Source organism: Kosakonia oryzendophytica (assembly GCF_027886705.1).
Lineage (GTDB): Bacteria > Pseudomonadota > Gammaproteobacteria > Enterobacterales > Enterobacteriaceae > Kosakonia > Kosakonia oryzendophytica.
Map to the genome: position 1 here is coordinate 4,588,597 of NZ_CP115659.1, position 24,705 is coordinate 4,613,301.

At 54.6% G+C, this 24,705-nt stretch carries 26 protein-coding genes; 12 read left to right on the forward strand and 14 right to left on the reverse strand.

Annotation, left to right across the window (positions count from 1 at the left end; translation table 11 throughout):
* Window positions 1-17 precede the first annotated feature (17 nt).
* Complete coding sequence (locus O9K67_RS22115) at window positions 18-575, forward strand: YtfJ family protein (RefSeq protein WP_061498354.1); 558 nt, start codon at window positions 18-20, stop codon at window positions 573-575.
* On the opposite strand, the gene cysQ is transcribed toward O9K67_RS22115, so the two are convergent.
* On the reverse strand, window positions 565-1,305 hold the full coding sequence (cysQ, locus tag O9K67_RS22120; protein WP_061498356.1) for a 3'(2'),5'-bisphosphate nucleotidase CysQ: 741 nt from the start codon (window positions 1,303-1,305) through the stop codon (window positions 565-567). The two genes, O9K67_RS22115 and cysQ, sit on opposite strands and share 11 nt — an antisense overlap.
* A 191-nt stretch (window positions 1,306-1,496) precedes the next feature.
* Between cysQ and O9K67_RS22125 the strand changes: the two genes are divergently transcribed.
* The gene (locus tag O9K67_RS22125) at window positions 1,497-3,440 is read left to right on the forward strand and encodes a bifunctional 2',3'-cyclic-nucleotide 2'-phosphodiesterase/3'-nucleotidase (RefSeq protein ID WP_088237279.1); all 1,944 of its coding nucleotides are present in this window, start codon (window positions 1,497-1,499) and stop codon (window positions 3,438-3,440) included.
* A 67-nt stretch (window positions 3,441-3,507) separates the two neighbouring features.
* On the opposite strand, the gene O9K67_RS22130 is transcribed toward O9K67_RS22125, so the two are convergent.
* Window positions 3,508-3,900, reverse strand: coding sequence for a winged helix-turn-helix transcriptional regulator (locus O9K67_RS22130; protein WP_061498360.1), 393 nt, complete (start codon window positions 3,898-3,900; stop codon window positions 3,508-3,510).
* A gap of 84 nt (window positions 3,901-3,984) precedes the next feature.
* Here O9K67_RS22130 and O9K67_RS22135 point away from each other — a divergent pair, with 84 nt between their 5' ends.
* From O9K67_RS22135 to O9K67_RS22145, 3 genes are all read left to right on the forward strand, one after another.
* A complete protein-coding gene (locus O9K67_RS22135) occupies window positions 3,985-4,833 on the forward strand; it encodes an SDR family oxidoreductase (RefSeq protein ID WP_061498363.1) in 849 nt (282 codons plus the stop codon).
* 83 nt (window positions 4,834-4,916) lie between these two features.
* Complete coding sequence (locus tag O9K67_RS22140) at window positions 4,917-5,741, forward strand: AraC family transcriptional regulator (protein WP_061498366.1); 825 nt, start codon at window positions 4,917-4,919, stop codon at window positions 5,739-5,741.
* Between the two features lie 75 nt (window positions 5,742-5,816).
* Window positions 5,817-6,785 carry a DMT family transporter gene (locus O9K67_RS22145; protein WP_061498369.1) on the forward strand — a complete coding sequence of 323 codons (969 nt, stop codon included), beginning with the start codon at window positions 5,817-5,819 and terminating at the stop codon, window positions 6,783-6,785.
* 45 nt (window positions 6,786-6,830) lie between these two features.
* Here O9K67_RS22145 and O9K67_RS22150 read toward each other — a convergent pair whose 3' ends face one another.
* The gene (locus O9K67_RS22150; RefSeq protein ID WP_061500208.1) at window positions 6,831-8,486 is read right to left on the reverse strand and encodes a methyl-accepting chemotaxis protein; all 1,656 of its coding nucleotides are present in this window, start codon (window positions 8,484-8,486) and stop codon (window positions 6,831-6,833) included.
* 273 nt (window positions 8,487-8,759) lie between these two features.
* On the opposite strand from O9K67_RS22150, the gene ytfE reads away from it, so the two are divergent.
* On the forward strand, window positions 8,760-9,425 hold the full coding sequence (gene ytfE, locus O9K67_RS22155) for an iron-sulfur cluster repair protein YtfE (RefSeq protein WP_061498372.1): 666 nt from the start codon (window positions 8,760-8,762) through the stop codon (window positions 9,423-9,425).
* A 58-nt stretch (window positions 9,426-9,483) separates the two neighbouring features.
* Here the strand turns inward: ytfE and cycA are convergent, their stop codons facing one another.
* Together cycA and fklB are read right to left on the reverse strand one after the other, a co-directional pair.
* Entirely contained in the window at window positions 9,484-10,896 is a 1,413-nt protein-coding gene (cycA, locus tag O9K67_RS22160; RefSeq protein ID WP_061498375.1) for a D-serine/D-alanine/glycine transporter, read from the reverse strand.
* Window positions 10,897-11,197: 301 nt separating this feature from the next.
* On the reverse strand, window positions 11,198-11,818 hold the full coding sequence (fklB, locus tag O9K67_RS22165; RefSeq protein ID WP_061498382.1) for an FKBP-type peptidyl-prolyl cis-trans isomerase: 621 nt from the start codon (window positions 11,816-11,818) through the stop codon (window positions 11,198-11,200).
* Between the two features lie 264 nt (window positions 11,819-12,082).
* Here fklB and O9K67_RS22170 point away from each other — a divergent pair, with 264 nt between their 5' ends.
* On the forward strand, window positions 12,083-12,721 hold the full coding sequence (locus O9K67_RS22170; RefSeq protein ID WP_061498385.1) for a LysM-like peptidoglycan-binding domain-containing protein: 639 nt from the start codon (window positions 12,083-12,085) through the stop codon (window positions 12,719-12,721).
* Between the two features lie 21 nt (window positions 12,722-12,742).
* On the opposite strand, the gene O9K67_RS22175 is transcribed toward O9K67_RS22170, so the two are convergent.
* The 5 genes from O9K67_RS22175 to rpsF form a co-directional block, all read right to left on the reverse strand.
* The gene (locus O9K67_RS22175; RefSeq protein WP_061498388.1) at window positions 12,743-13,672 is read right to left on the reverse strand and encodes a DMT family transporter; all 930 of its coding nucleotides are present in this window, start codon (window positions 13,670-13,672) and stop codon (window positions 12,743-12,745) included.
* Window positions 13,673-13,825: 153 nt separating this feature from the next.
* Window positions 13,826-14,275: a 50S ribosomal protein L9 gene (gene rplI / locus O9K67_RS22180; RefSeq protein WP_017459146.1), complete on the reverse strand. Its 450-nt coding sequence runs from the start codon at window positions 14,273-14,275 to the stop codon at window positions 13,826-13,828.
* Between the two features lie 41 nt (window positions 14,276-14,316).
* Window positions 14,317-14,544, reverse strand: coding sequence for a 30S ribosomal protein S18 (rpsR, locus tag O9K67_RS22185; RefSeq protein ID WP_000135199.1), 228 nt, complete (start codon window positions 14,542-14,544; stop codon window positions 14,317-14,319).
* A gap of 4 nt (window positions 14,545-14,548) precedes the next feature.
* Window positions 14,549-14,863 (reverse strand): primosomal replication protein N, encoded by a 315-nt coding sequence (gene priB / locus O9K67_RS22190; protein ID WP_061498391.1) that lies wholly within the window; start codon window positions 14,861-14,863, stop codon window positions 14,549-14,551.
* A 6-nt stretch (window positions 14,864-14,869) separates the two neighbouring features.
* Window positions 14,870-15,265, reverse strand: a complete 396-nt coding sequence (gene rpsF / locus O9K67_RS22195) for a 30S ribosomal protein S6 (protein ID WP_043955435.1) — start codon at window positions 15,263-15,265, stop codon at window positions 14,870-14,872.
* A gap of 343 nt (window positions 15,266-15,608) precedes the next feature.
* Between rpsF and yjfY the strand changes: the two genes are divergently transcribed.
* Entirely contained in the window at window positions 15,609-15,881 is a 273-nt protein-coding gene (gene yjfY / locus O9K67_RS22200) for a DUF1471 family protein YjfY (protein WP_061498394.1), read from the forward strand.
* 153 nt (window positions 15,882-16,034) lie between these two features.
* Window positions 16,035-17,228 (forward strand): MFS transporter, encoded by a 1,194-nt coding sequence (locus O9K67_RS22205; protein WP_061500211.1) that lies wholly within the window; start codon window positions 16,035-16,037, stop codon window positions 17,226-17,228.
* Between the two features lie 83 nt (window positions 17,229-17,311).
* Here the strand turns inward: O9K67_RS22205 and yjfP are convergent, their stop codons facing one another.
* Entirely contained in the window at window positions 17,312-18,061 is a 750-nt protein-coding gene (gene yjfP, locus O9K67_RS22210) for an esterase (protein ID WP_061498397.1), read from the reverse strand.
* Between the two features lie 188 nt (window positions 18,062-18,249).
* On the opposite strand from yjfP, the gene bsmA reads away from it, so the two are divergent.
* The 3 genes from bsmA to O9K67_RS22225 all read left to right on the forward strand — a co-directional run bounded on the left by bsmA (window position 18,250) and on the right by O9K67_RS22225 (window position 21,094).
* The gene (gene bsmA, locus O9K67_RS22215) at window positions 18,250-18,579 is read left to right on the forward strand and encodes a biofilm peroxide resistance protein BsmA (protein WP_061498401.1); all 330 of its coding nucleotides are present in this window, start codon (window positions 18,250-18,252) and stop codon (window positions 18,577-18,579) included.
* A gap of 124 nt (window positions 18,580-18,703) precedes the next feature.
* Window positions 18,704-18,991 carry a DUF1471 family protease activator YjfN gene (yjfN, locus tag O9K67_RS22220; RefSeq protein WP_061498404.1) on the forward strand — a complete coding sequence of 96 codons (288 nt, stop codon included), beginning with the start codon at window positions 18,704-18,706 and terminating at the stop codon, window positions 18,989-18,991.
* Window positions 18,992-19,159: 168 nt separating this feature from the next.
* The gene (locus tag O9K67_RS22225; RefSeq protein WP_061498406.1) at window positions 19,160-21,094 is read left to right on the forward strand and encodes a methyl-accepting chemotaxis protein; all 1,935 of its coding nucleotides are present in this window, start codon (window positions 19,160-19,162) and stop codon (window positions 21,092-21,094) included.
* Here O9K67_RS22225 and O9K67_RS22230 read toward each other — a convergent pair.
* The 3 genes from O9K67_RS22230 to O9K67_RS22240 form a co-directional block, all read right to left on the reverse strand.
* Window positions 21,091-22,710: an isovaleryl-CoA dehydrogenase gene (locus O9K67_RS22230; RefSeq protein ID WP_061498409.1), complete on the reverse strand. Its 1,620-nt coding sequence runs from the start codon at window positions 22,708-22,710 to the stop codon at window positions 21,091-21,093. The genes O9K67_RS22225 and O9K67_RS22230 overlap by 4 nt on opposite strands.
* A gap of 187 nt (window positions 22,711-22,897) precedes the next feature.
* Window positions 22,898-24,061: a glutathionylspermidine synthase family protein gene (locus O9K67_RS22235; RefSeq protein ID WP_061498411.1), complete on the reverse strand. Its 1,164-nt coding sequence runs from the start codon at window positions 24,059-24,061 to the stop codon at window positions 22,898-22,900.
* Between the two features lie 2 nt (window positions 24,062-24,063).
* A complete protein-coding gene (locus tag O9K67_RS22240; RefSeq protein ID WP_061498423.1) occupies window positions 24,064-24,699 on the reverse strand; it encodes a DUF1190 domain-containing protein in 636 nt (211 codons plus the stop codon).
* Window positions 24,700-24,705: the final 6 nt, after the last annotated feature.

The window sequence follows — 24,705 nt, forward strand, 5'->3', positions numbered from 1 at the left end:
AAACACAAGGAAAAACCATGACCCTACGTAAGATTCTGGCAGCGACATGCCTGTTACTGCCGCTGGTTGCTTCAGCCCATAACTTTGAAAACAACCAGCGTGTGCCGCCTGTGGGCATAGCCGACAGAGGGGAGTTGATACTGGATAATGACAAGTTTAGCTATAAAAAATGGAATAGCGCCCAGCTTCCTGGCAAAGTGCGGGTTGTGCAACATATTGCCGGTCGGACCTCTGCCAAAGAGAAGAACGCCGCGCTGATTGAAGCCATCAAAACCGCCAACCTGCCGCACGATCGTTACCAGACCACCACCATCATCAATACCGATGACGCCATTCCCGGCAGCGCCATGTTCGTGCGCAGCAGCATCGAGAGCAATAAGAAACTCTACCCGTGGTCACAATTCATTGTTGATAGTGACGGTGTGGCGCGTAAAGCCTGGCAACTGGAAGAGGAAAGCTCGGCGATTGTCGTACTTGATAAAGACGGGCGCGTGGCGTACGCAAAAGATGGCGGGCTGAGCCAGCAAGAAGTGCAGCAGGTCATTGCCCTGCTGCACACGCTGCTCAGTAAATAAAAACCCGGAAGCCGGGGTTGAGGAAGGACTCGCGGGGGGTGTAATCCAGCGAACGCCCCTGCCAGTCGTTAACGTGCGCCCCGGCAGCCACCGCAACTGCGTGACCTGCGGCCGTATCCCATACGTTAGTCGGCCCGAAACGCGGGTACAGTTGAGCTTTACCTTCCGCCACCAGGCAGAATTTCAGCGAGGAGCCGATCGCCGTGGTCTGGTGCTCACCTAACTGGTGCAGGTACTCTTTCAGTTCATCATCCGCATGAGAACGGCTGACGACCACCAGCGGTGGCCGGGCGTCGCGCACCTGAATTTGATGGTGATTGCCCGCTTCATCTTTCCACGCTTTCCCGTCAGCGGCGTAATACATCACTTTCAGCACCGGTGCGTAAACCACGCCCATGACCGGTTTACCCTGGTCAATCAGGGCGATATTCACGGTAAACTCACCGTTACGCTTAATGAACTCTTTCGTGCCATCCAGCGGATCCACCAGCCAGTAGCGCTGCCATGTCTGGCGCGTTTCCCAACCCGGTGGATCTTCTTCCGACAACACTGGAATGTCTGGCGTCAAGGCCTGCAAGCCGCGCACAATCACCTGGTGCGCCGCAATATCCGCTGCGGTGACCGGGGAGTCATCCACCTTACTGGTGACATCCATCGGTTTGTGCCCATCGTAAACCTGCATAATGGCGTCGCCCGCTTCCCGCGCGAGCCGGCAAATTGCATCTAACATTATCCACCTCTTGTCTGTTCAGTGGTTTGTAACTCGTTGTTTTACTTATATCGCATCACGCCGGAATCTGCCATCTGTGATAGTGATTGCGTTTTCTTTACCCGCTTTTATGGCAGTATTCACAATTCTGTAAGCAACAAAATGTACATAACACTTTCTTTTGTGGCCCAGATCGAAAAAGGATGCCTCTGATGATTAAGTTTAGTGTAACGCTTCTTGCCACGCTGATCGCGGCAAGCGTCCAGGCCGCGACGGTGGAGTTGCGGATCCTGGAAACCACTGATTTACATAGCAACATGATGGATTTTGATTACTACAAAGACAGTGCGACGGAAAAATTCGGACTGGTGCGCACCGCCAGCCTGATCAACGCCGCCCGCCAGGAAGTCAAAAACAGCGTGCTGGTGGATAACGGCGACTTAATCCAGGGAAGCCCGCTCGGCGATTATATGGCGGCCAAGGGACTGAAAGCGGGTCAGGTGCATCCGGTCTATAAAGCAATGAACACCCTGGATTACGCTGTCGGCAACCTGGGTAACCATGAATTCAACTACGGTCTCGATTACCTGCATAAAGCGCTCGCAGGGGCGAAATTCCCCTACGTAAACGCCAATATCATTGATGCGAAAAGCAAAAAACCGTTATTCACCCCCTACCTGATTAAAGAGACGGCGGTTCAGGATAAAGACGGCAAAGCACATACTCTGCGCATCGGCTATATCGGTTTTGTGCCTCCGCAAATCATGGTCTGGGATAAAGCCAATCTGAGCGGCAAAGTGACCGTCAACGACATCACCGAAACGGCCCGTAAATATGTACCGGAGATGCGTGCCAAAGGCGCAGATCTGGTGGTGGTGGTCGCCCACTCAGGCTTGTCGGCGGAACCATACCAGGCCATGGCGGAAAACTCGGTCTACTACCTCAGCCAGGTACCGGGCGTCGATGCGATTCTGTTTGGTCATGCGCACGCGGTATTCCCAAGTAAAGAGTTTGCCGCCATTAAAGGCGCAGATATCACCAAAGGCACGTTGAACGGCATTCCGGCAGTGATGCCTGGCATGTGGGGCGATCATCTGGGGGTCGTCGATCTGGTGATGAACAATGACGCCGGTAAATGGCAGGTTGCCGACGCCAAAACCGAAGCACGGCCTATTTACGATGCCGCGGCGAAAAAAGCGTTGGTCGGCGAAGACAGCAAACTGGTGGCAATCCTGAAACACGATCATGACGCCACCCGCGAATTTGTCGGTAAACCGATCGGCAAGTCCGCCGACAATATGTACAGCTATTTGTCGCTGGTGCAGGACGATCCCACCGTGCAGGTGGTGAACAATGCGCAGAAAGCCTATGTTGAGCACTTTATTCAGGGCGATCCGGATCTGGCGAAACTGCCGGTCCTCTCTGCCGCCGCACCGTTTAAAGCCGGTGGACGTAAAAACGATCCCGCCAGTTTTGTTGAAGTGGAAAAAGGGCAACTGACGTTCCGCAACGCCGCAGATTTGTATCTCTACCCGAATACACTGGTGGTGGTCAAAGCGACCGGTAAAGAGGTGAAAGAGTGGCTGGAGTGCTCAGCAGGCCAGTTTAACCGTATTGATCCGCACAGTGATAAGCCGCAAAGCCTGCTGAACTGGGACGGTTTCCGGACCTATAACTTCGATGTGATCGACGGCGTTAATTACCAGATTGATGTCACGCAACCGGCGCGCTATGACGGTGAATGCCAGAGCATCAATCCGCAGGCGGAACGCATTAAGGATCTGACATTCAACGGCAAACCTGTCGATCCCAACGCCGTTTTCCTCGTCGCGACCAATAACTACCGCGCGTACGGCGGCAAGTTTGCCGGAACCGGCGATAGCCATATCGCGTTCGCCTCGCCGGACGAGAACCGTGCGGTGCTGGCAAAGTGGATCAGTGACGAATCCAAACGCGCCGGTGAAATCCACCCGGCAGCGGATAATAACTGGCGACTGGCGCCCATTCATACTGACAGTAAGCTGGATATCCGTTTTGAAACCGCGCCAACGGATAAAGCCGCCGCGTTTATCAAAGACAAGGCGCAATATCCAATGGAAAAAGTAGCAAATGACGAGATCGGTTTTGCTGTCTATAAAGTCAATTTAAGCCAATAACAGCAGTGCCCTGTCCGGCCTGAACCGCAGGCCGGATGGTGGCGGCCGTTTTATCCGATCCACGCAGCTACGCCACCTGTTGGGCATGGTGCGCCAGCACATGTGGAACATTCAGTTCAATCCAGTCCGCCAGCGCGGCAACCTTCTCCCCCACCTGCTCACCAAGCGGGGTCAGACTATACTCCACATGCGGCGGCACCACCGGATAAGAGACACGGTTGATAAAGCCATCCTGTTCCAGCCACTGCAAACTCTGCGACAGCATCTTCTCGCTGACCCCGCCCATTTTGCGGCGTAGATCGCTAAAACGATGGGTGCCATCGCGCAGCGCAATCAGGATCAACACACCCCAGCGACTGGTCACGTGCTTGAGCACTTCCCGGGAGGGACACTGCTCTGCAAACAAGTTGCCATTGCGCACTTGCTCACTCAGCGTCAGGGGGAGAGATTCTTTTTTCATACTTACCTTTTTGTACGTACTTACTAAAAGTTAGCTAAGGTGATAGCGTACCACAACACTCACCGAAATCGAAGGAGAATACCCATGATCGCACTTACCGGCGCGACCGGCCAACTGGGCCAGTTTGTGGTAGAAGAACTGCTGAAAACCGTGGCGGCGAAACAGATTGTCGCGATTGTTCGCAACCCGGCGAAAGCCGACTATCTCAGCCAACAAGGCATCCTTGTGCGTCAGGCCGATTATAACGACCAGGCTGCGCTCACTCAGGCGCTGGTCGGCGTAGATAAACTGCTGTTGATCTCCAGCAGTGAAGTCGGCCAGCGCGCCGTACAACACCGTAATGTGATCAATGCCGCCAAAGCAGCGGGTGTGAAATTTATCGCCTATACCAGCCTGCTGCATGCGGATACCTCCCCGCTAGGCCTGCATGTTGAACACATCGAAACTGAAAAGATGCTGGCTGATTCCGGCATTCCTTATGCGCTGCTGCGTAATGGCTGGTACAGCGAAAACTACCTCGCCAGCGCGCCTGCTGCACTGGCGCACGGGGTGTTTATCGGTGCGGCCGGAGAGGGCAAAATCGCCTCGGCAACCCGTGCGGATTATGCTGCCGCCGCGGCGCGCGTGATCAGCGAAGAGGGCCATGCCGGCAAGATCTACGAACTGGCGGGCGATACCGCCTGGACGTTAAGCGAACTGGCGGCGCTGCTGAGCAAAGCGAGCGGTAAAAACGTGGTGTATCAGAATCTGAGTGAAGCCGATTTCGCCGCTGCACTGAAAGAGGTGGGCCTGCCGGAGGCGTTTGCGAATCTGCTGGCGGACTCCGATGCCGGTGCAGCAAAAGGCGGTCTGTTTGACGACAGCAAAACGTTGAGCAAACTGATTGGTCGCCCGACCACACCGATTGCCGACAGCGTCGACGCCATGCTGTAAACGTTACAGACTGGTTAATTTTTGTAGCCTCCCGCCAGGTCATCCCTAATAATAGAGAGATGGCCTGTGCGGAGGAACCCGGAGTGGAAGGCGTACCAGAACAGTTTAACGACAAGCGAGATTGCGCCCGTTTTCGTCATCTGGATTTACTGCCAGGGGTCGAGCTGTACCACGCGCATATCTCCCGTTACGCCTTTGAACCGCACACCCATGAAGCCTTCGGCATTGGCGCGATTGAAACAGGGGCCGAGCGTTTTCGTTATCGCGGCACGCAATATGTCGCCCCGGCTAACTCCGTCGTCACCATGAACCCCGATGAGCTGCATACTGGCGAAGCGGAAACCGCCGACGGCTGGCGTTACCGCATGGTCTATCTGGATCCAGCATTACTGGAGCAGGTTACCGGCATCCGCCACTGGTGGTTTAGCGATGTGACGCGTCACGATCCCTTGCGTACCCGGCTGATCTGCACGCAGATCCACACGCTTTGGCATACCGACGATCCGCTGGCACAACAGGGGATCCTGCTGAATCTGATCGACACTTTCCGCCCACTGGCACATCATGCGCCGCAGCGTGCTGAGGGGGCGCACCGTTTTGATCGTGTGCGCGACTACCTGCATGATAACTATATGCACAGTCTGACGCTGGATGCGCTGGCAAATGTCGCCGCGCTCAGCCCGTATCACTTCCAGCGCCAGTTCAAAGCCCATTTTCACGTCACCCCGCACCAAATGCTGATGGCGATCCGCCTGTGGCGCGCCAAAGCATTTCTCTCGCAGGGTATGCCCGCCGCCGATGTCGCTGCGGCGACCGGTTTAACCGACCAGTCGCATCTCACCCGCGCCTTTACCCATCGTTACGGCATTACGCCGGTGCGCTACCAGAAACAGGTCGCGCGCCGTTAATGCGCAACCTCATACAATATTCCTGCCTGTCACTTCCCTACACTGGTTCTGAACAAGAGAAAAATGGATGAGAAGATGATGAGTGGCGTGTTGTATGCCCTGCTTGCCGGGCTGTTTTGGGGGCTGATTTTTGTCGGGCCGCTGATTGTGCCGGATTACCCGGCGGTACTGCAATCAACCGGGCGCTACCTGGCATTGGGGCTGATTGCTCTGCCGCTGGCCTGGCTGGGCCGCGTGCGCCTGCGCCAGTTGACGCGCAGCGACTGGGTCACTGCGTTGTGGCTGACAATCATGGGCAACCTGATTTATTACGTCTGCCTGGCCAGTGCTATCCAGCGTACCGGCGCGCCGGTCTCCACCATGATTATCGCCACGCTGCCGGTGGTGATCCCGGTGTGTGCCAATCTGCTCTATAGCCAGCGAGACGGTAAGCTTTCGTGGCGGCGTCTGTCGCCTGCACTGGTGTGCATTGCGCTGGGGTTGGGGTGCGTAAACATTGCTGAACTGCGCCACGGTTTGCCCGATTTCAGCGCCTGGCGCTACGGTTCGGGTATTGCGCTGGCCTTTACGTCGGTCGCCTGCTGGGCATGGTATGCATTACGTAATGCCCGCTGGCTGCGGGAAAACCCGGATAAAAATCCGATGATGTGGGCCACTGCACAAGCGCTGGTAACGCTGCCCGTGTCGCTGGTTGGGTATATTGCCGCCACGCTGTGGCTCTCCGCACAACAGCCGGACTTTGCTCTGCCTTTCGGCCCGCGTCCGTGGGTGTTTATTGGCCTGATGTGTGTGATTGCGGTGTTTTGCTCATGGGTTGGCACGCTGTGCTGGAACATCGCCTGCCAGAGGCTGCCGACAGTGATTGTCGGCCCGCTGATTGTTTTCGAAACCCTTGCCGGGTTGCTGTATACCTTCCTGCTGCGCCAGAGTATGCCGCCGCTATTGACCTTTTGCGGCATTATCTTGCTGGTGGGTGGCGTGGTAACAGCGGTGTTATCAAAACCGGTGACAACCCGCGTTACGTCACTGAGTGATGCCACGTAACGCGGTGGGACGATTACCCGGCTGGTGAAGCCGGGTTAACGCGGTTTAGAAGGTTTCCCAGTTCGCTTCATGGAAGCTTTCCGCCGCTTTCACTGTCGGCATGCTGGCGGGTGACCGCAGCGCGGTGGTTTTGGCACGCTGTGTGCGGTTGACCTTAAATACCGCCACGGTTTCGGTCAGGCGCGCGGCCTGCTCTTCCAGTGCGGCAGCGGCGGCGGCAGACTCTTCCACCAGCGACGCATTCTGCTGCGTCACGCGATCCATCTCGGCAACGGCCTGGCCCACCTGGTCAATCCCGCGGCTCTGCTCATCAGACGCCGAGGAGATTTCCCCCATAATATCCGTCACACGCGTTACCGCGCTGACGATCTCAGCCATGGTTTCACCCGCCTGGTGAACCAGCGCCGCCCCCGCATCGACGCGGCTGCCGGAATCTTCGATCAGGCCTTTGATCTCTTTCGCCGCCTGAGCGCTACGCTGCGCCAGTGTACGGACTTCACCAGCCACGACCGCAAAACCACGCCCCTGCTCACCCGCACGGGCGGCTTCTACGGCGGCGTTCAGCGCCAGGATATTGGTCTGGAAGGCAATACCATCAATCACGTTGGTGATCTGCGCAATTTTGCTCGAACTGGCGGCAATTTCATCCATCGTACGCACCACGCCGTCCACGACCTGACCGCCTTTTTTAGCGGTACCGGATGCATTCAGCGCCAGTTGCGTTGCCTGGCGAGCGTTGTCGGCGTTTTGTTTCACCGTCGCAGTCAACTGCTCCATGCTGGCCGCCGTCTCTTCCAGAGAAGCGGCCTGCTGTTCGGTACGGGAAGAGAGATCGTTACTACCGGCAGAGATTTCGCCCGCCCCGGTATAAATTGTGTCTGCGCCATCACGCACTACACTCACCGTTTTCACCAGTGACTGCTGCATCTCCTGCACGTTTTTCGCCAGCAGCGCCATCTCATTTTTGCCATCGGCATTAATGTTGTGCGTCAGGTCACCGGTGGCGATATGACGAATATGTCCCATCACTTCATGCAACGGTTTCAGCAGGACGCGCTGCATCGCAATCCAGCTCATGACGATCACCGCCAGCACCACCAGCATGACAAGCCCGATGATCCACATAATGCGCTGGTAATCACGTTCGTTCTCGACGATGCCTTCATTCGCCAGCACCGTCTGTGCATCACGCCATGTGCGGTAGCTTTTTTGCATCGCGGTCTGCTTCTGCTCGGCATTCTGGCGGAACATATCTTCCAGCTTGCCGGCCATCAGCAAACGGTTCATTTCCGTCAGCGTGGCATGGTAGATGCCATACTGGGTTTCCAGATCTTTCGACAGGTTCTTGTCGAGGCCCGGGGTTTCCGGAATGGCTTTATATTTGTCGAAATGCTTTTGTGCCTGATTCAGCAGTTCAGTGGCATTGTTTGCCAGTTCACTGAGCTGCCCGCCGTTAATCTGGCTGGCAGTGCTGCTTTGCAGACGCAGCATGCCGCGGTTCAGCGTCACGCGCGCCTGGTTAAGGCTGATCCAGGCATCGGTAAATTCAGAAACGTTCTGGCTGGAAACCTGGGAAACGGTGAAGTTGTTTTTATCGTTATTGAGCGCGCTGATAAACACGCCTGCAGAGATCAATTGCATGGCGCCAAGCACGAGTAACACCATGATTAACAATGTAATAACTTTAATTCGTTTAAACATCATAGGCCTATAGTAAGTGCAGGATATTGTCTGAGGTGTTTGTATCGGCAGTGCGACAGAGTTGTTTAATCTTGCAACATTCCCTTATCCGAAACTTTCCAGAAAAACCATCTGTATTCAACATGTTAACTTCGAAAGAATTTTTGTGATGAATATCACGGTTTTTTGCCTGTGAAAGGCATAAGGCCATTCCTGCTGCCCCGAAAGGGGTATATCATCGCCTAAAAGATGCATTTAAAATACAACTTATAATATCACGATGAGGTAACTGCTATGGCTTTCCGCGATCAACCCCTGGGTGAGCTGGCGCTCTCTATCCCCCGCGCCTCCGCTCTGTTCCGTAAATACGATATGGATTACTGCTGTGGCGGTAAGCAAACGCTGGGACGCTCAGCGGCCCGCAAAGAGCTGGATATTGAGGTTATCGAAGCAGAGCTGGCGAAGCTGGCGGAACAGCCAATAGACAAAGACTGGCGCACAGCGGGACTGGCGGAAATCATCGATCACATCATTGTGCGTTACCACGATCGCCACCGCGAACAGCTGCCGGAACTGATCCTGCAAGCCACCAAAGTGGAGCGCGTTCACGCTGACAAACCTAACGTGCCACGCGGTTTAACCAAATACCTGACGATGCTGCACCAGGAACTCTCCAGCCATATGATGAAAGAAGAACAAATTCTTTTCCCGATGATCAAACAGGGCATGGGGTCACAGGCGATGGGCCCGATCAGCGTGATGGAAAGCGAGCATGATGAAGCAGGTGAGTTACTGGACGTGATCAAGCACATCACGCACAACGTGACGCCGCCACCAGAAGCCTGCACCACCTGGAAAGCGATGTACAACGGCATTAATACGCTGATTGATGATCTGATGGAACACATCAGTCTGGAAAACAATAATCTGTTCCCGCGTGCCCTCGCAGGCGAAAAATAAAGGCGCCCGAGAGCGCCCTTGATTCATGGAAGTTTAGAGCCGCTTTGCGGCTCTTTTTTTATGGCTGACGGTCAGCCAGACGCTTTTTACCGGCATACAGCCAGCCTGCGCCCAGCACCACAAACCACAGAGGCGTCACCAGCAGTGCCTGTCGGGTGTCCGTTTCCAGCGTCAGCAACGCCAGCACAAAGACAAAGAAGGCCATGCACACCCAGCACATCAACTTGCCCAGCGGCATTTTGTAGATGGATTGCTCATGGAGGTGCGGACGTTTCTTACGGTAGACCAGATACGAGCAAAGAATAATCGTCCAGACAAACATAAACAGGATCGCTGACACGGTCGTGATCATGGTGAACGCCGCAATCGCGCTCGGGTTCACATACAGTATCGCCACGCCGCCAAGCAGGCACAGGCAAGAGAAGGTAAGCCCCTTCGCCGGAACGGCACGCTTAGAGAGTTTGCCGAACGATTTAGGCGCAACGCCATCCTGCGCAAGGCCAAACAGCATGCGGCTGGTGGAAAAGACGCCGCTGTTGGCGGAAGAGGCCGCAGAGGTCAGCACCACAAAGTTAATGATGCTTGCCGCCGCCGGGATCCCCACCAGTACAAACAACTCCACAAACGGGCTCTTATCCGGTACCACGGAACTCCACGGCGTAACGGACATGATCACAATCAGCGCAAACACGTAAAACATAATGATGCGAACCGGAATCGAGTTAATGGCGCGCGGCAGAGACTTTTCAGGATCTTTGGTTTCCGCTGCCGTTGTGCCCACCAACTCAATCCCCACAAAGGCGAACACGGCAATCTGGAACCCGGCAAAGAAACCGCTGATGTCTTTCGGGAACCAGCCACCGTCATTCCACAGATGCGCAAAAGAGGCTTCTACGCCGGCCGGTGATTTGAAATGCATCAGCACCATCACCACACCCACGATGATCAGCGCCACAATGGCGACGATTTTGATCATCGCGAACCAGAACTCCATCTCGCCAAACATTTTCACTGTCGCGAGGTTCAGGCTCAGCAGTACAAACACCACCGCCAGCGCTGCCACCCAGTCTGACAGACCGGGGAACCAGAACTGCGCATATGCCGTGATGGCCACCACGTCCGCCATACCGGTTACCACCCAACAAAACCAGTACGTCCAACCGGTGAAGTACCCCGCCCACGGCCCCAGCAGGTCGGCGGCGAAGTCGCTAAACGATTTGTATTCGAGGTTCGACAGCAGCAACTCGCCCATTGCACGCATGACGAAAAACAGCATAAAGCCGATGATCATATAGACAAAAATGATCGATGGACCGGCGAGGCTGATGGTTTTTCCGGAGCCCATAAACAGCCCGGTGCCGATAGCACCGCCGATAGCGATGAGCTGGATATGTCGGTTAGTAAGATTGCGCCGTAGCGACTGTTCAGCCGGAGCCTGTTCGTCGGCCACGACTTTAACCTGATCTACCATGTTTAGTTCCTGTCTGTGTTGTGTTGGGGCTCTGCTGGCCTTTTTTATCTGCGCGTTCCGCCCTTTCCAGGACGCAACGATATTAGGTAAGAATCGGCGGGATGAATACTCTGAATTAAATCTAATGTTAAATATTTGTTTAAAGTGAGTGTCATATCACTTACTTAATGCGAAATAGTTCACAAAAATACACCCGATTGCGCAGTTTGCAAGATAATGTATTGATAATAGTTTTATTAACGAACGATCAGCGCAGTCAGACACCCTCTCTCCTGACGGAGAGAGGTATTCATGCGGGAAATTACAGAATTTCCAGCAGTTCCACGTCGAAAATGAGCGTACTGAATGGCGGAATGGATGCGCCAGCGCCACGCTCGCCATACGCGAGGTTGTGCGGAATAGTCAGTTCCCATTTGGAACCCACCGGCATCAGCGTCAGAGCTTCGATCCAACCGGCAATCACGCCGTTGACCGGAAACTCAGCCGGTTCGCCGCGCGCCACGGAGCTGTCGAATACCGTACCATCGATGAGTTTACCGGTGTAGTGCACGCGAACGCGGTCAGTACGCGCCGGAATAGCACCTTCGCCCTGGTTGATCACGCGGAACTGCAGGCCAGATTCGGTGCTGTTCACGCCTTCACGCTCACGGTTTTCATCCAGATATTTCACGCCTTCCGCCGCCATTTCTTCAAAACGTGAACGACGAACCGCATCGGCACGCTCGTGAATTTCGCGCAGCGCGCGATGTACAACATCAACCGGTACGGCAGGTTGTTTGCCTGCCAGCGCGTCCGCGATCCCCGCGACCAGCGCTTCCGGTAACAGCCCCTCTAACCCGGATTCGCTCAGCTGCTGTCCTACCTGTAAACCAATGCCATAGCTGGCTTGCGCTTCGATCGTGTCAAAAGTTGGGGTTGTCATGGGTTTTCCTTCCATCGCTTTTTAAGGTAGCGCGCAGCATAACAGTCGCGCTGTGCCGGGTACAACTTTGTCTCAGGAAAGATGACAAATCGCGGAGAAAGGGAAAGAATAACGGAAACCAGGATAAATCCTGATTTGTGGTCGCAAGAAGCCGCTTTACACCATCAATCAGGCAGTTATCCGCCGGAGAAACAACGCTAAAAGCATAACGTGTATATACTCAACGAGACAGGACATTACATGACGCGGAGCAGGAGGAAAGCCATGCCCGGGCGCTTTGAACTGAAACCTTCACTGGCGAAAATCTGGCACGCCCCGGACCATTTTCGCCTGATGGACCCGCTCCCGCCAATGCACCGTCGAGGCCTGATCCTCGCCGCTTTACTGGTGGTGATAGGTTTCCTGCTCCCGGCAACGGATACGACGACCACTGTCACCTCATCCGCTCCCCGCGAAGCGCAGATTGAGTTGCCTTCATCAACAACGACGCAACAAACCGCACCAGAGCAAACACCGCCGCCAGTGGTCAGTGAGCCACAGCAAACAGCTCCCTTTAGCGAGCCGCAACAGCAACAGCCCATTCAACAACAGCAACCCACCGCTACCCCGAACCGTTCGGTCGCGTCGTCTGGCGGTATTGAGCAGCAGTGGCGCGCGTATCGCGTTGAAGAAGGGAAAACGCTGGCGCAACTGTTTCGTGACCATAACTTGCCGCCAACAGATGTGTATGCGATGGCAAAAGTAGAGGGTGACGGTAAACCGCTCAGCACATTGCAAAGCGGGCAGATGGTGAAAATTCGCCAGAACGCCAACGGCGTCGTGACCGGACTGACCATTGAGACCGGCGGCCAGTCGGTGCTGTTCACCCGCCAGTCGGACGGCAGTTTTATTCGCGCCCGCTAACTTCACCGCCGGGTAGCGTTTTTACCCGGCGCGTTTATTGACCCACCAGATCCCTGAACAGACCAGCACCAGTGCAATCGCGTATTTGAGTTCCAGAATATTCTCACCGAGAAAAATGGCGGATAACACGGTGCCAGCAACCGGTATCACGAAGTTAAACGGTGCAATCATGCTTACGCGGTTCACTTTCAGCAACATGCTCCATAACGCAAATGCAATCGCCGACAGTAAAGTCAGGTAGCCGAGGATCGCCACCGCCGCCACGCCAGGCACGCCCAACCCACCGCCCGACAAATACCCGCCCGCCAACAGCGCGATACCGCCGATAGCCAGTTGCCAGCCGGTCATTACCGTCGGCTCGACCGTCTGAGAAATACGTTTGCCGTACAGTGTGGCAGCAGAAAGGATGAACGCCGCCAGGATAATGAATCCATCGCCGTGCCAGGCAAAGCTAAAGTCACGTAATCCACTGTGGAAGTTAACCAACATGACCCCCACAAAGCCCAAAATACAGCCCAGCGCTTTGTTAAAACTGAGTTTGTCATTCTGATAGATAAAATGGGCCAGCAGAACGCTAAAGAACGTGCCAGTCGCATTCATGATCGAACCGTTTACGCCGGTGGTGAAAGCAAGACCAATATAGAAAAAGGTGTACTGCAGGGTCGTCTGGGTCAACCCCAGTATCGTCAGTTGCCCAAACTGGGCACTCGTCAGCCTGCCTATCGGTTTACGCTGCGCCAGCGCAAACAGCAGCAATAGCGCGCCAGCAAATAAAAATCGATACCCGGCGAACACGACTTTTGACGGGATATCATCGGTGGCAATGTGAAAAAGTTCGTAGCCGCTTTTTATGGCCGGGTAAGAACTGCCCCAGAGCAAGCAACAGAGCGTAGCGCAGGCATAAGCCACATTCCGGCGGGCAAAGAGGGGCGTGGGTAAAGCAGTGTCCATGACAAATCTCAGAAATAAAATTGCGTTTCAATTTATTATCAGAGAATGCGTCTGAAATAGCTACCCTACACGGCGAAATGGCCTGTCCTGGTCGCGCAGAAAAGCAAAACGCCGGCACAAGGCCGGCGTTTCAACATTGTTTAGAGTAAAAAATTACTCAGCAACAACGTTTACAGTCAGTTTAGCGAATACTTCGCTGTGAACCTGGAAGTCCACTTCGTGCTCGCCAACAGTACGCAGAACGCCGTTCGGCAGACGAACTTCGCTCTTAGCCACTTTAACGCCAGCTGCAGTTACAGCGTCAGCGATATCGCGAGTACCGATGGAACCGAACAGTTTACCTTCGTCGCCAGATTTAGACGCGATAGTAACGCTGCCCAGTGCATTGATGCTTTCAGCACGAGCGTTAGCAGCCGCCAGAACGTCAGCCAGTTTGGCTTCCAGTTCAGCACGACGTGCTTCGAAATACTCAACGTTTTTCTTGGTAGCCGGAACAGCTTTACCCTGCGGTACCAGGAAGTTACGAGCGTAGCCCGCTTTAACGTTAACCTGATCACCCAGGCTACCCAGGTTTGCTACTTTATCAAGCAGAATAACTTGCATTACCTTATCCTCTCAAAGTCGTATTAATGGACCGTGACCGATTACTGATGACGATCAGTGTACGGCAGCAGGGACAGGTAGCGAGCGCGTTTGATAGCGCGAGCCAGCTGGCGCTGGTATTTTGCACGGGTACCGGTGATACGGCTCGGGACAATCTTACCGCTTTCGGTGATGTAGTTTTTCAGCGTAGCGATATCTTTATAGTCGATCTCTTGAACGCCTTCCGCGGTGAAACGGCAGAACTTGCGACGACGGAAATAACGTGCCATTTGGCTAGTCTCCAGAATCTATCAATTCAATCTGCTCGGCATGCAGAACCATTTTGCTCAAGCCGTTCTTTGCCTTGTGGCAACTGATGAACCCCTGAACGGTTACTGCGCTACCGACCGTTATACTGTGAGTAATGGCCTGGTTCTCTTGCCCGCTGATTATTACAGGCATTTGGCACCACGCCTGCCGGTGAAAACCGGCTTCCTCCTGCACAGAACGATGCTCAAGCACGAACTGGCAATGAGGAATTCCTGATGGGCTGACCTTACGAAGCGGCGTCCTGCACACGGTGCCGGACAACTCCAGACGGTTAACCATCAAGGATTACTCTTCAGAATCCCCAGCATCTGCATCATCTGCGGTTTCGTTTGCGAAATCATCGCGACGTTCACGACGCTCGTCTTTCGCTTTAACCATCGGAGATGCTTCGGTAACCGCGTGTTTAGTACGCATTACCATGCTACGGATAACGGCATCGTTGAAGCGGAAGTTTGTTTCCAGCTCATCGATAACTTCCTGCGGTGCTTCAACGTTCATCAGAACGTAGTGTGCTTTGTGCAGTTTGTTGATCGGGTAAGCCAGCTGACGGCGGCCCCAGTCTTCCAGACGGTGGATCGTGCCTTGCGCACCAGTGATAGCACCAGTGTAACGCTCGATCATGCCCGGAACCTGTTCGCTCTGGTCAGGATGGACCATAAAAACGATTTCGTAATGACGCATCGAATTGCTCCTTACGGATTATTCAGCCTCCTGTCTGGGTCAGCCGAATCCCGGGGAGGCAAGGAACGTGTTAAAGGTCGGCTGAAAAATTGACGCGTCATAATACTTACCTCCCTCACCAAACTCAAGTTCATTGAGCAAATAATTCGCACTAAGCGCAAAGAGAACTGGCCAGCGCCGCTTAAAATTAAAGCAAGCCTGATATGGCAATTTTTTGAACGACAGCATCAGAAATGGTCGCGATACGTTTTCAGGCGAACGCGTAAACTTTAATCAGGCCTCACCACACAGGAGGAGAGAAGTTCAAAAACGAATAACTCACGTCGTACTGGAGCGTAATATCATGAAATACATCGCTATTTTACTTACAACTTTGCTACTAAGCCTGAATGCAGCAGCAGCAATCAAACTCGACAATCACCAGGCCCGCAACATGGACGATGTGCACAGCTTAGGCGTTATCTATATTAATCATAACTTCGCCACCGAAAGTGAAGCAGACCAGGCTCTCAATGACGAAACGGACGCGCAAAACGCCAAATATTACCGACCGATGCTGACCCACGAACCGGGTAGCAACGGCAACCTGCATGCCAGTGCGTATATCTACCGCTAAACACGCAGATAACCATTTTCCTTTCTGGATATTGCGGCCCCAGCCCTGGGGCCGCTGTTGACAACAATTATTTCCCTTTCTGTCTTATCAAATCAGCTGCTGGCAGGTTTAATAATCCTCTGACTGCATTGTGAAAGCATGGCGGGGAAAAACATGTTCAGGCGTTTTGCAACATTACGCCAGATACCGAAAGGTGTCTGGGTGCTGGGCTGTGTCAGTATGCTGATGGATATCTCATCAGAAATGATCCACAGCTTACTGCCGCTGTTTATGGCGACTACACTCGGCGCAAGCGTAGTGATTATCGGCCTTATTGAAGGACTGGCGGAAGCCACCGCGCTGATGGTGAAAGTCTTTTCCGGCGTGCTTAGCGACTATATTGGTAAACGCAAGGGGTTGGCGCTACTGGGCTACGGCATGGGCGCGTTGAGCAAACCGCTGTTCGCGCTGGCCTCTTCATCCGGCATGGCGTTTGGCGCGCGAATGATAGACCGCCTTGGCAAAGGGATCCGTGGCGCGCCGCGTGATGCACTGGTCGCCGACGTAACGCCTGCGGAGATCCGCGGTGCCGCTTTTGGTTTACGCCAGTCGTTGGATACCGTTGGCGCGTTTCTGGGCCCCCTGCTGGCGGTCGCCTTTATGTTGCTGTGGCATGACGACTTTCAGACCGTATTCTGGATTGCGGTGATCCCCGGCGTGATGGCCGTCGCATTGCTGTTTTTTGGCCTGCACGAACCGAAAGCGCCGATAGACAACAAACGCACTAATCCTATTCGGCGCGATAATCTTAAACGCCTGAGCAAAGCCTACTGGTGGGTGGTAGTGCTCGGTTTTATTTTTACTCTCGCCCGTTTTAGCGAAGCGTTTCTGGTACTGCGCGCCCAGCAGATGGCGATCCCGCTGGCAACCATTCCGCTGGTGATGGTCGTCATGAACCTCGTCTACGCGCTGACGGCCTATCCGTTCGGCAAACTCTCAGATCGCATCAGCCACAGCCATTTATTGCAGGTTGGGTTAGTGGTGCTGATCCTCGCAGACATTGCACTGGCTCTCAGCCAACACTGGAGCATGCTGCTGCTCGGCATCGCCTTATGGGGTGTACATATGGGGATGACGCAGGGCCTGCTGGCAACCATGGTCGCGCAGACCGCACCGGCGGAACTGCGCGGCACAGCCTTTGGCATGTTCAACCTGCTCAGCGGCATCGCCCTGCTGCTGGCAAGTCTTGGCGCAGGTATTCTCTGGGAAACACACGGCGCGGCGTCAACGTTCTGGGCGGGTGCGCTTATCTGCATCCTCGCCCTGATAAGTATGCGAATCGCCCCACGCCCTCCACAAGCGCAGTAATATCGGCGGGGGAGAAAACCCCGCCACGCCTGAGAAAAGACGCGCTTACCGCTGCCCGTAGTGCGCATTAAAATTCTGCGCGTTTAGAGGTGGCGAAGGAAAAAACGGACGGTTGCCTCCAGCGCCTGCGGGGTAATGCGATGCGTTACTCCACTCTCCCACAAATATGTCAGATGATTGTCGAGCCCGTTATCTTGTAAAGCTTGCTGTAAACGGAAAGATTCGGCCGCCGGAACCACGTCATCCTGTTCGCCATGCCACAACAGCAACGGACGATCCGCAACGCGTGCAAGCTGGGTGCTGACATCCCACCGGGCAAGCGGTGCGATAATCGCGTCGAACTCATGCTGCTGCGCGGAGTCTGTCACCGCCAGTGGTGGAAATAGCGTGCGCGCAAGCGTTGTAAAGTAGCCAGAGCCCATCAGGCTCGCGACACAGCGCACCTCCGGGTGATGCGTCATAATACCCAGCGCCGTCATACCGCCCATGGATGCCCCACCAACCGCTAACCGCTGCCCCTCAATCAGTTTCCGGTGTTCCAGCGCATCCCGCAGTGCAGCAAACTCTTCAATATTGCCGCGGAGGATTTGCCAGAACTGGCCAAGCCGATGTTGCACATCGCCGCTAAACCGTGCGCCGTGGTCCGGCGCATCCGGCATGATGACGCGAAAACCAGCCTGCGCCAGCGCCACAGCAAAATAGCTGTAGACCAGTTTTGATGAGGTGAAACCGTGATAAAAAACCACACAGGGAAGCGGCTGCGCCTGTTTTCCCGCCGGAAAAGCATGGAGCGCTTCCACGTCGGCAAATTGTTCAGTCTGAAGCTCAATCATCGCACTCTCCTTGATCTATAGTGCAGGTATGCCACCCGCGAACACGCGGTGCAAGTCTGAATTCATCTATGGATTTAGCGACGTTGAGAGATAGGTTACGCTTTCTGGATACTTTCATTCGAAATTAGTGCTCGAGCTAACAGTTCGGGAACATTCCCCTCTAAGGGAAATTTATCAGGAACTACACTATGGCTATCAGGAGAAGGGAGAAAACAGTGCGTGTCTTGCTGCCGGTACTGCTTGTTTTTTTGTTAAGCGCCTGTTCAGTACTGAACGGCAACCCGCAACCCGCACCGCCGGTCAGCGACCATCCGCAGGAAATTCGTCGCAACCAGACGCAGGGCCTGCGGGAAATCGGCTCGGTGAGCGCTGCCGTATTGGGATCTCCTATGGATGTGGAACGTGAAATCAAGGCCAAGGCCGCCGCCGCAGACGCGAATTATTACGTTATTCAGATGCTGGATGACACCATCATTCCCGGCCGCTGGTACGGACGCGCCCTGTTGTACCGACAGTAGCGAGGCATTGATTTTCAGGATATTTACACTGCTTTGCGTCCATTGATGTTCTCCTGTGCACAATAGGATGAGATGGAATCCGTTGTGCGATGGAATGCCCTGCAATGTCTCGGGGTAACGTAAAATGGAGCTGACTATGAAACGATCTCTTGCCTTAAACTCACTGTTGCTTTCTACAGGGATGCTTAATACAACAGCGCAGCCCGCAGAGTTCGCCAGCGCAGACTGCGTGACGGGGCTGAATGAAATCGGCCTGATCTCCGTCAACAATGTCTCAGGGAGCCTACAAGACGTGGAGCGTGTTATCGCCTTAAAAGCGGATGAGCAAGGAGCCTCCTGGTATCGCATCGTCCGAATGCAGGAAGATCAACAGGTTGACAACTGGCGGGTGCAGGCCATTCTGTATGCCTGAACCCCCAAAAAGCCACCTAAATCAGGTGGCTTTTTTTATTCCCCTGCCTTCCCTAAGATTATGTTATTGTAAAGAAATCGCAATGTTACATCTTGTTACATTGATGTGCTAAATGTTATCCGCTTTGTGCCGTTGAAGGAGCCTCACCCACAGATCAACGGACAAATTATGAGCGCCTTCTTTCATCGCACCGGCCTTGGTGCAAAATTGTCGCTGCTGACTGGCGCAAGCGTTGCAACGCTTTTCCTTTTATTCACTTTTCTGATGAGCAATAAAGCCAGCCAACAACTGGAAACGCTGGCTATGGAAGACCTGCATAACCAGTCCACCGGCGTGGTGGATATGGTGGAAATGTTCAACAGCAGTCTTAGTGAAGAGGTAGAAAGCTACACGCGCTTGTTTAGCAGTTTTCTGCCGCAGCCACTGAGTATCGATACGCAACAGCGCCGCGAAATCAATGGCATTGATGTGCCACTGCTTAAGGCCGGCGACACCGAACTGCACAACAATAACGCGATCCCTGATGACTTCCTGAACCGTACGGGCGCCATTGCCACGCTGTTTGTACGCAGCGGTAATGACTTTGTACGTGTCGCGACCTCGCTGCGCAAAGAGAATGGCGATCGCGCGATTGGCACCAAACTGGATCCCGCCAGCCCGGCATTCGCGTCGCTGATGCAAGGTGAGCTTTATCGTGGCCTGGCGCTGTTATTCGGTAAGCGCTATATCACCCAGTATCAACCGGTCAAAGATGCCAGCGGCAACACCATTGCGATCCTGTTTGTCGGCGTGGATATTACCCGCTCCTGGGACGTGATGCGTAATAAGATTCTCGGCCGTAAGCTGGGCGACAGCGGTCATTTCTTTGTGATCGACCGTAACGAAGGCAAGAACTACGGTAATTATCTGTTCCACGACACCGACGAAGGCAAACGCCCGCAGTGGGACGACAAGGATTTGCAAACCCTGCTGAAAAACAGCAGCGGCACACTGGCACGCCAGGATGCCACGGGCCGTACATTAATGATGTCTTACACAGCCCTGCCCGGTTGGAACTGGACGGTGGTCGGCGAAGTCGATAAAGAGATCTTGCTGAGTGATGTGACCCGCATGCGTAATCAATTCCTGCTGGCGGGCGTCGTGATTTCGCTGCTCTTTGCCGCACTCTTTGTGGTGATCATTCGTCGCTGGCTGACCCACCCGTTACGCAGTGTGATCGATCTTGCTCAACGTTATGCCGACGGCGATCTGCGCGCCACGCTGAATGTCGATCGTCATGATGAAGTGGGGCAATTGATTGCGGCGATCAACGGCATCGGCGACGGTCTGCATAAAATCGTGTTACAAGTCCGTGAGTCCGCAGCAGAGATCAATCTCGGCACCACTGCATTGGCCGCTGACAGCGGTGAGATTAGTGAGCAGATCAACAAGCAGGCCAGCAGCGTGGAGGAGACCTCCGCCAGCCTTGAGCAACTGACTGCGACGGTGCAACAGAATGCAGCCAATATGGAGCAAACGCAGCATCTGGTGAATGAAACCACCGACGCAGTGAAAAAAGGCGGCGAAACCGTGGATAACTCGGTCGCGACCATGGAAGACATTCGCGGCGCGTCACAGCGCATCGCCGACATTACCCATGTGATTGAATCCATTGCCTTCCAGACCAATATCCTGGCGCTGAACGCCGCCGTAGAAGCCGCCCGCGCAGGGGAACACGGCAAAGGGTTCGCCGTGGTGGCGCAGGAAGTGCGAGCGCTGGCCGCGCGCAGCGCCAACGCGGTAAAAGAGATTGAAGCGCTGATTGGCGATACGCTGAAAAAAGTGGGCGAAGGGCATGCGCAGTCGGAGGCAACACGTGTGGCAATGCAGTCGATCATCAGCCATATGGGCAATATCAATCAGCTTGTGCATGAGATTAACCAGGCCTCACATGAACAATCCGCAGGTATCAACCAGGTGAACCTGGCCATGACACATATCGGCGATGCCACGCACATCAACGCCGGACGGGTTTCCCAAAGTGAGGAAACCGCCCGGACGTTGCGGGAAAAAGGTGCGCATCTGACGGAACTGGTGAGCCTGTTCCGCTTGAAAATGGACTAACAGGCCCCACCCGTGGCGCGAAGCAGCAGGTCGTTTTGTACCTGCCCGTCAACTGGCGACACGCCGCGGGTATCCAGCATCAGCCGACACCACGCCTGTGCCATCGGCGGTGATGCGTGTTGCAGCATCTGCGCTCCGACGCCCAGTAACCACAGCTGTTGCGCCACTTCGCGCCCTTGAGCCTCATCCGGTTTACGCAACCGTTGTTGCAGTTGCCGCCACGCACGATCAAAGTGACGATCCTGGCCTTTCACCGCGCCAAACTCATCCACCAGCAGCGCCACCGCACCCGGTTGCTTACCCAACACGCGCAGCACGTCCAGACACATGACGTTTCCGGAGCCCTCCCAGATGCTGTTGACCGGCATCTCGCGATAAAGGCGAGGCAGTTCATTCTCTTCGCAGTAACCGATACCGCCCAGCACTTCCATCGCTTCAGCCACAAAAGGAATACCCGCTTTGCAGACAGCGAATTTCGCCACCGGCGTAAACAGCCGTGCCCACAATGCTTCCCGCTCATCCGCGCGGTTGTCCCAGGCGCGGGCCAGGCGAAACAGCATGGCGGTTTGCCCTTCCAGTTGTAGCGCCATACGACTGAGTACTTCCCGCATCATCGGTTGATCGACAAGGTTTTTGCCGAATGCCTGCCGCTGATGGGCATGATACAGCGCCACGGAAAACGCGCGACGCATCAGACCATGGCTACCGAGCGCGCAGTCAAGGCGCGTCAGACCGCCCATTTTCAGGATCTGCCGCACCCCTTCACCCTCTTCCCCCAGCAACCAACCGCTGGCATCGTAAAACTCAGCCTCGCTGCTGGCGTTGGAACGGTTACCGAGTTTGTCTTTCAGACGTTCCAGCCGTACGTTGTTGCGCTGACCATCGGGTAAAAAACGGGGAACAAAGAAGCAGGAGAGCCCGCCTTTTGCCTGTGCCAGTACAAGGTGCGCATCGCTTTGCGGAACCGAGAAAAACCATTTATGCCCGGTCAGCCGGTACGTATCACCGCTCTTTTCTGCCCGGGTGGTGTTACTCAGTACATCTGATCCCCCCTGCTTCTCGGTCATCCCCATGCCGATCAGCAATCCGCGTTTCTGGTCACCAGGCAGCAGATGAGGATCGTAACGATCACTGAGCAGCGGTTTTAGCCAGCCGTGAAAAGATTTTGGTAGCGACTGCACCAGCAAGGGGATGGCAGCGAACGTCATGGTGATGGGGCAAAGGGTGCCGGATTCCACCTGCGCATGCAGCACAAAACGCGCGGCACGGGCGACAAACGATCCGCTGCGTGCGTCCTCTTCCCATGCCAGATTGTGCACACGATTGGCGCACATGCCCTGCATCAGCAAATGCCAGGCAGGGTGAAAGCGTACATCGTCGAGTCGCGCGCCGGTGGCGTCGTAGCGGAGTAATTCCGGCGGATTGGCGTTAGCCAGTCGTCCAAGTTCGAGCGACTCCGCCGTGCCCAACTGCTGGCCGATGCTGGCAAGCAGTTCAGCATCCCATGCTGCGCCTTCGCGCAGCGCGGCATCATACAGTGCGCGGTCAGAAAGGAATAAGTTGCTGTTATGTAAGGGAGTCGGTTGATTGAAAACCGTATGCGTTTGCCATTGCATGCTGTGTCCCTCCGTCAGTGGCAGTCGCTATAAGTATGGACAGCCCGAGCAAACACTGCATGGGAGTAGAGTCACAAGGCAACGATTTTGCACCCTACATTCGTGAAACAACTCACATAATTCAGCAAGAGTGCCAGCACAATGCGCCCGGCTGCACTGATGCCACCGGGCCTGCAGCTAAGCGGAGTTACCCGGCGATATAATGCGGAATAAAACGGGAGGTATCTTTGGTGATCAACGAGCAGTCTTCGCGGATGCCCATACCAACGGCTTCATCATCCACCACCCAACTACCAATCAATGTGTAGCTGTCACCAAAACGCGGTAGCGGCTGAAAAGCCTGGAAAATCATCGGCTCGTTACCATAATCGCCATCTTCGTGATCAATGACGTTATGCGCACCGTCGAGGATGGTGACATTCCCCCCCTCGCGGGAAAACAGCGGCTTACGCACATAGCTTGCACCCGGTGCCAGCAGCGGCTTTTCGCCATCAAACCACGCAGGCAGCAGGTTGGGATGGTGAGGGAAATAACGCCACAGCAGAGGTAATAACCCCTTATTGCTGAGAATGCTCTTCCATAGCGGCTCCAGCCACTGCTCACGGCGCTTACATAGCAAGGGGCCGTTCTCGTCGCGCATCATCCATTCCAGCGGATAGAGCTTGAAGGCCTGACGAATGACATTGTCATCCAGATCCGTCAACACGCCGCCAAGACCCAGCCCGAGATCGTCGATGTAGATAAAGCGTGTATCCAGACCCGCCTGACGCGCACAATCCTCCAGATAAAGCACCGTTCCACGATCTTCCTCAGTATCTTTACAGCAACAAAAATAGAGCGGATGGCGCCCCTGTATCTCAGCAAAACGGGCGATCAGCTTATCCTGGATAGCATTGTACTGATCGGCATCGCGAGGGATAACGCCGCTGCGCCGGGAATCTTCCATCCAGAGCCACTGGAAATAAGCGGATTCGTACAGCGATGTTGGCGTGTCGGCATTATATTCCAGCAACTTCACCGGCTCCTTGCCGCACCAGACAAAATCCATACGCCCGTAGAGCGAAGGATCGCGGCTGCGCCAGCTATCAGCAATGGCATCCCAGTAGAGCGGTGGGATGGCCAACTGTGTCAGGACAGCTTCATCGGCTACGGCGCGATCCACCACTTCAAGGCACATTTGATGCAACTCTGCCGTGGGTTTTTCGATCTGTTCCTCAATTTGCCGCAGCGTAAAACGGTACGCCCGACTTTCGTCCCAGTAGATTTCGTTATCAATAATATGGAAGTCGAAACCATGATCGCGAGCAATCCGTTCAAGCCCGGGGCGAACAGCAACATCATGTCGTAGCATCGTTATCCTCCCCAGCTTCCGCGTGCGCTGGAGGAGCGCCCGAAACCACCACGGGAAAAAGTGGTCGCCTTTTTGGTGGTGTATCCATAGTGGCTGCTCGCACTGGTATTACTGGTGCTGCCGCCGGAGCGCCAGCTATAGTCGCCATCGCTGTTACGCCACACCGGGCGGGAAGAGTACATAGAGCCGCCGCTGCTGTAGCTATACTGCTCATCGCGGTCTTTTCTGATGGCTTTACTGAGTAAAAAACCGCTGAGTACTGGCATCCAGCGCTGACCGATATTGTCGTAGTAGCAATGATCATATTGCTGCACGCACGCGGGCTGCGACATATTCGTCGGGATTTCTTGCTCAAAGCTCATGCGCGCATTATTCCACGCATCATTACACACCTGCGCAGTATTACCGTCGTCGACGCAATCCTGCTGGGAGGTGTAATAAACGCCGTCACCATCGTTATCATCTTTATGATCGCTGCAGCCTTTTAACGCAAAGAAAGCGGCTCCGCCCATAATTGCCAGTGTCAGATATTGCCCGCTTTTACGCTCTTTCGGCGGTGACAAAAGCGAGCGCTGGCTGCGGCTTTGCGCTGGCGACAGAATATAATTTTTTTGCCGGGTCTTTCTCTTTCTGGCCATGATTTG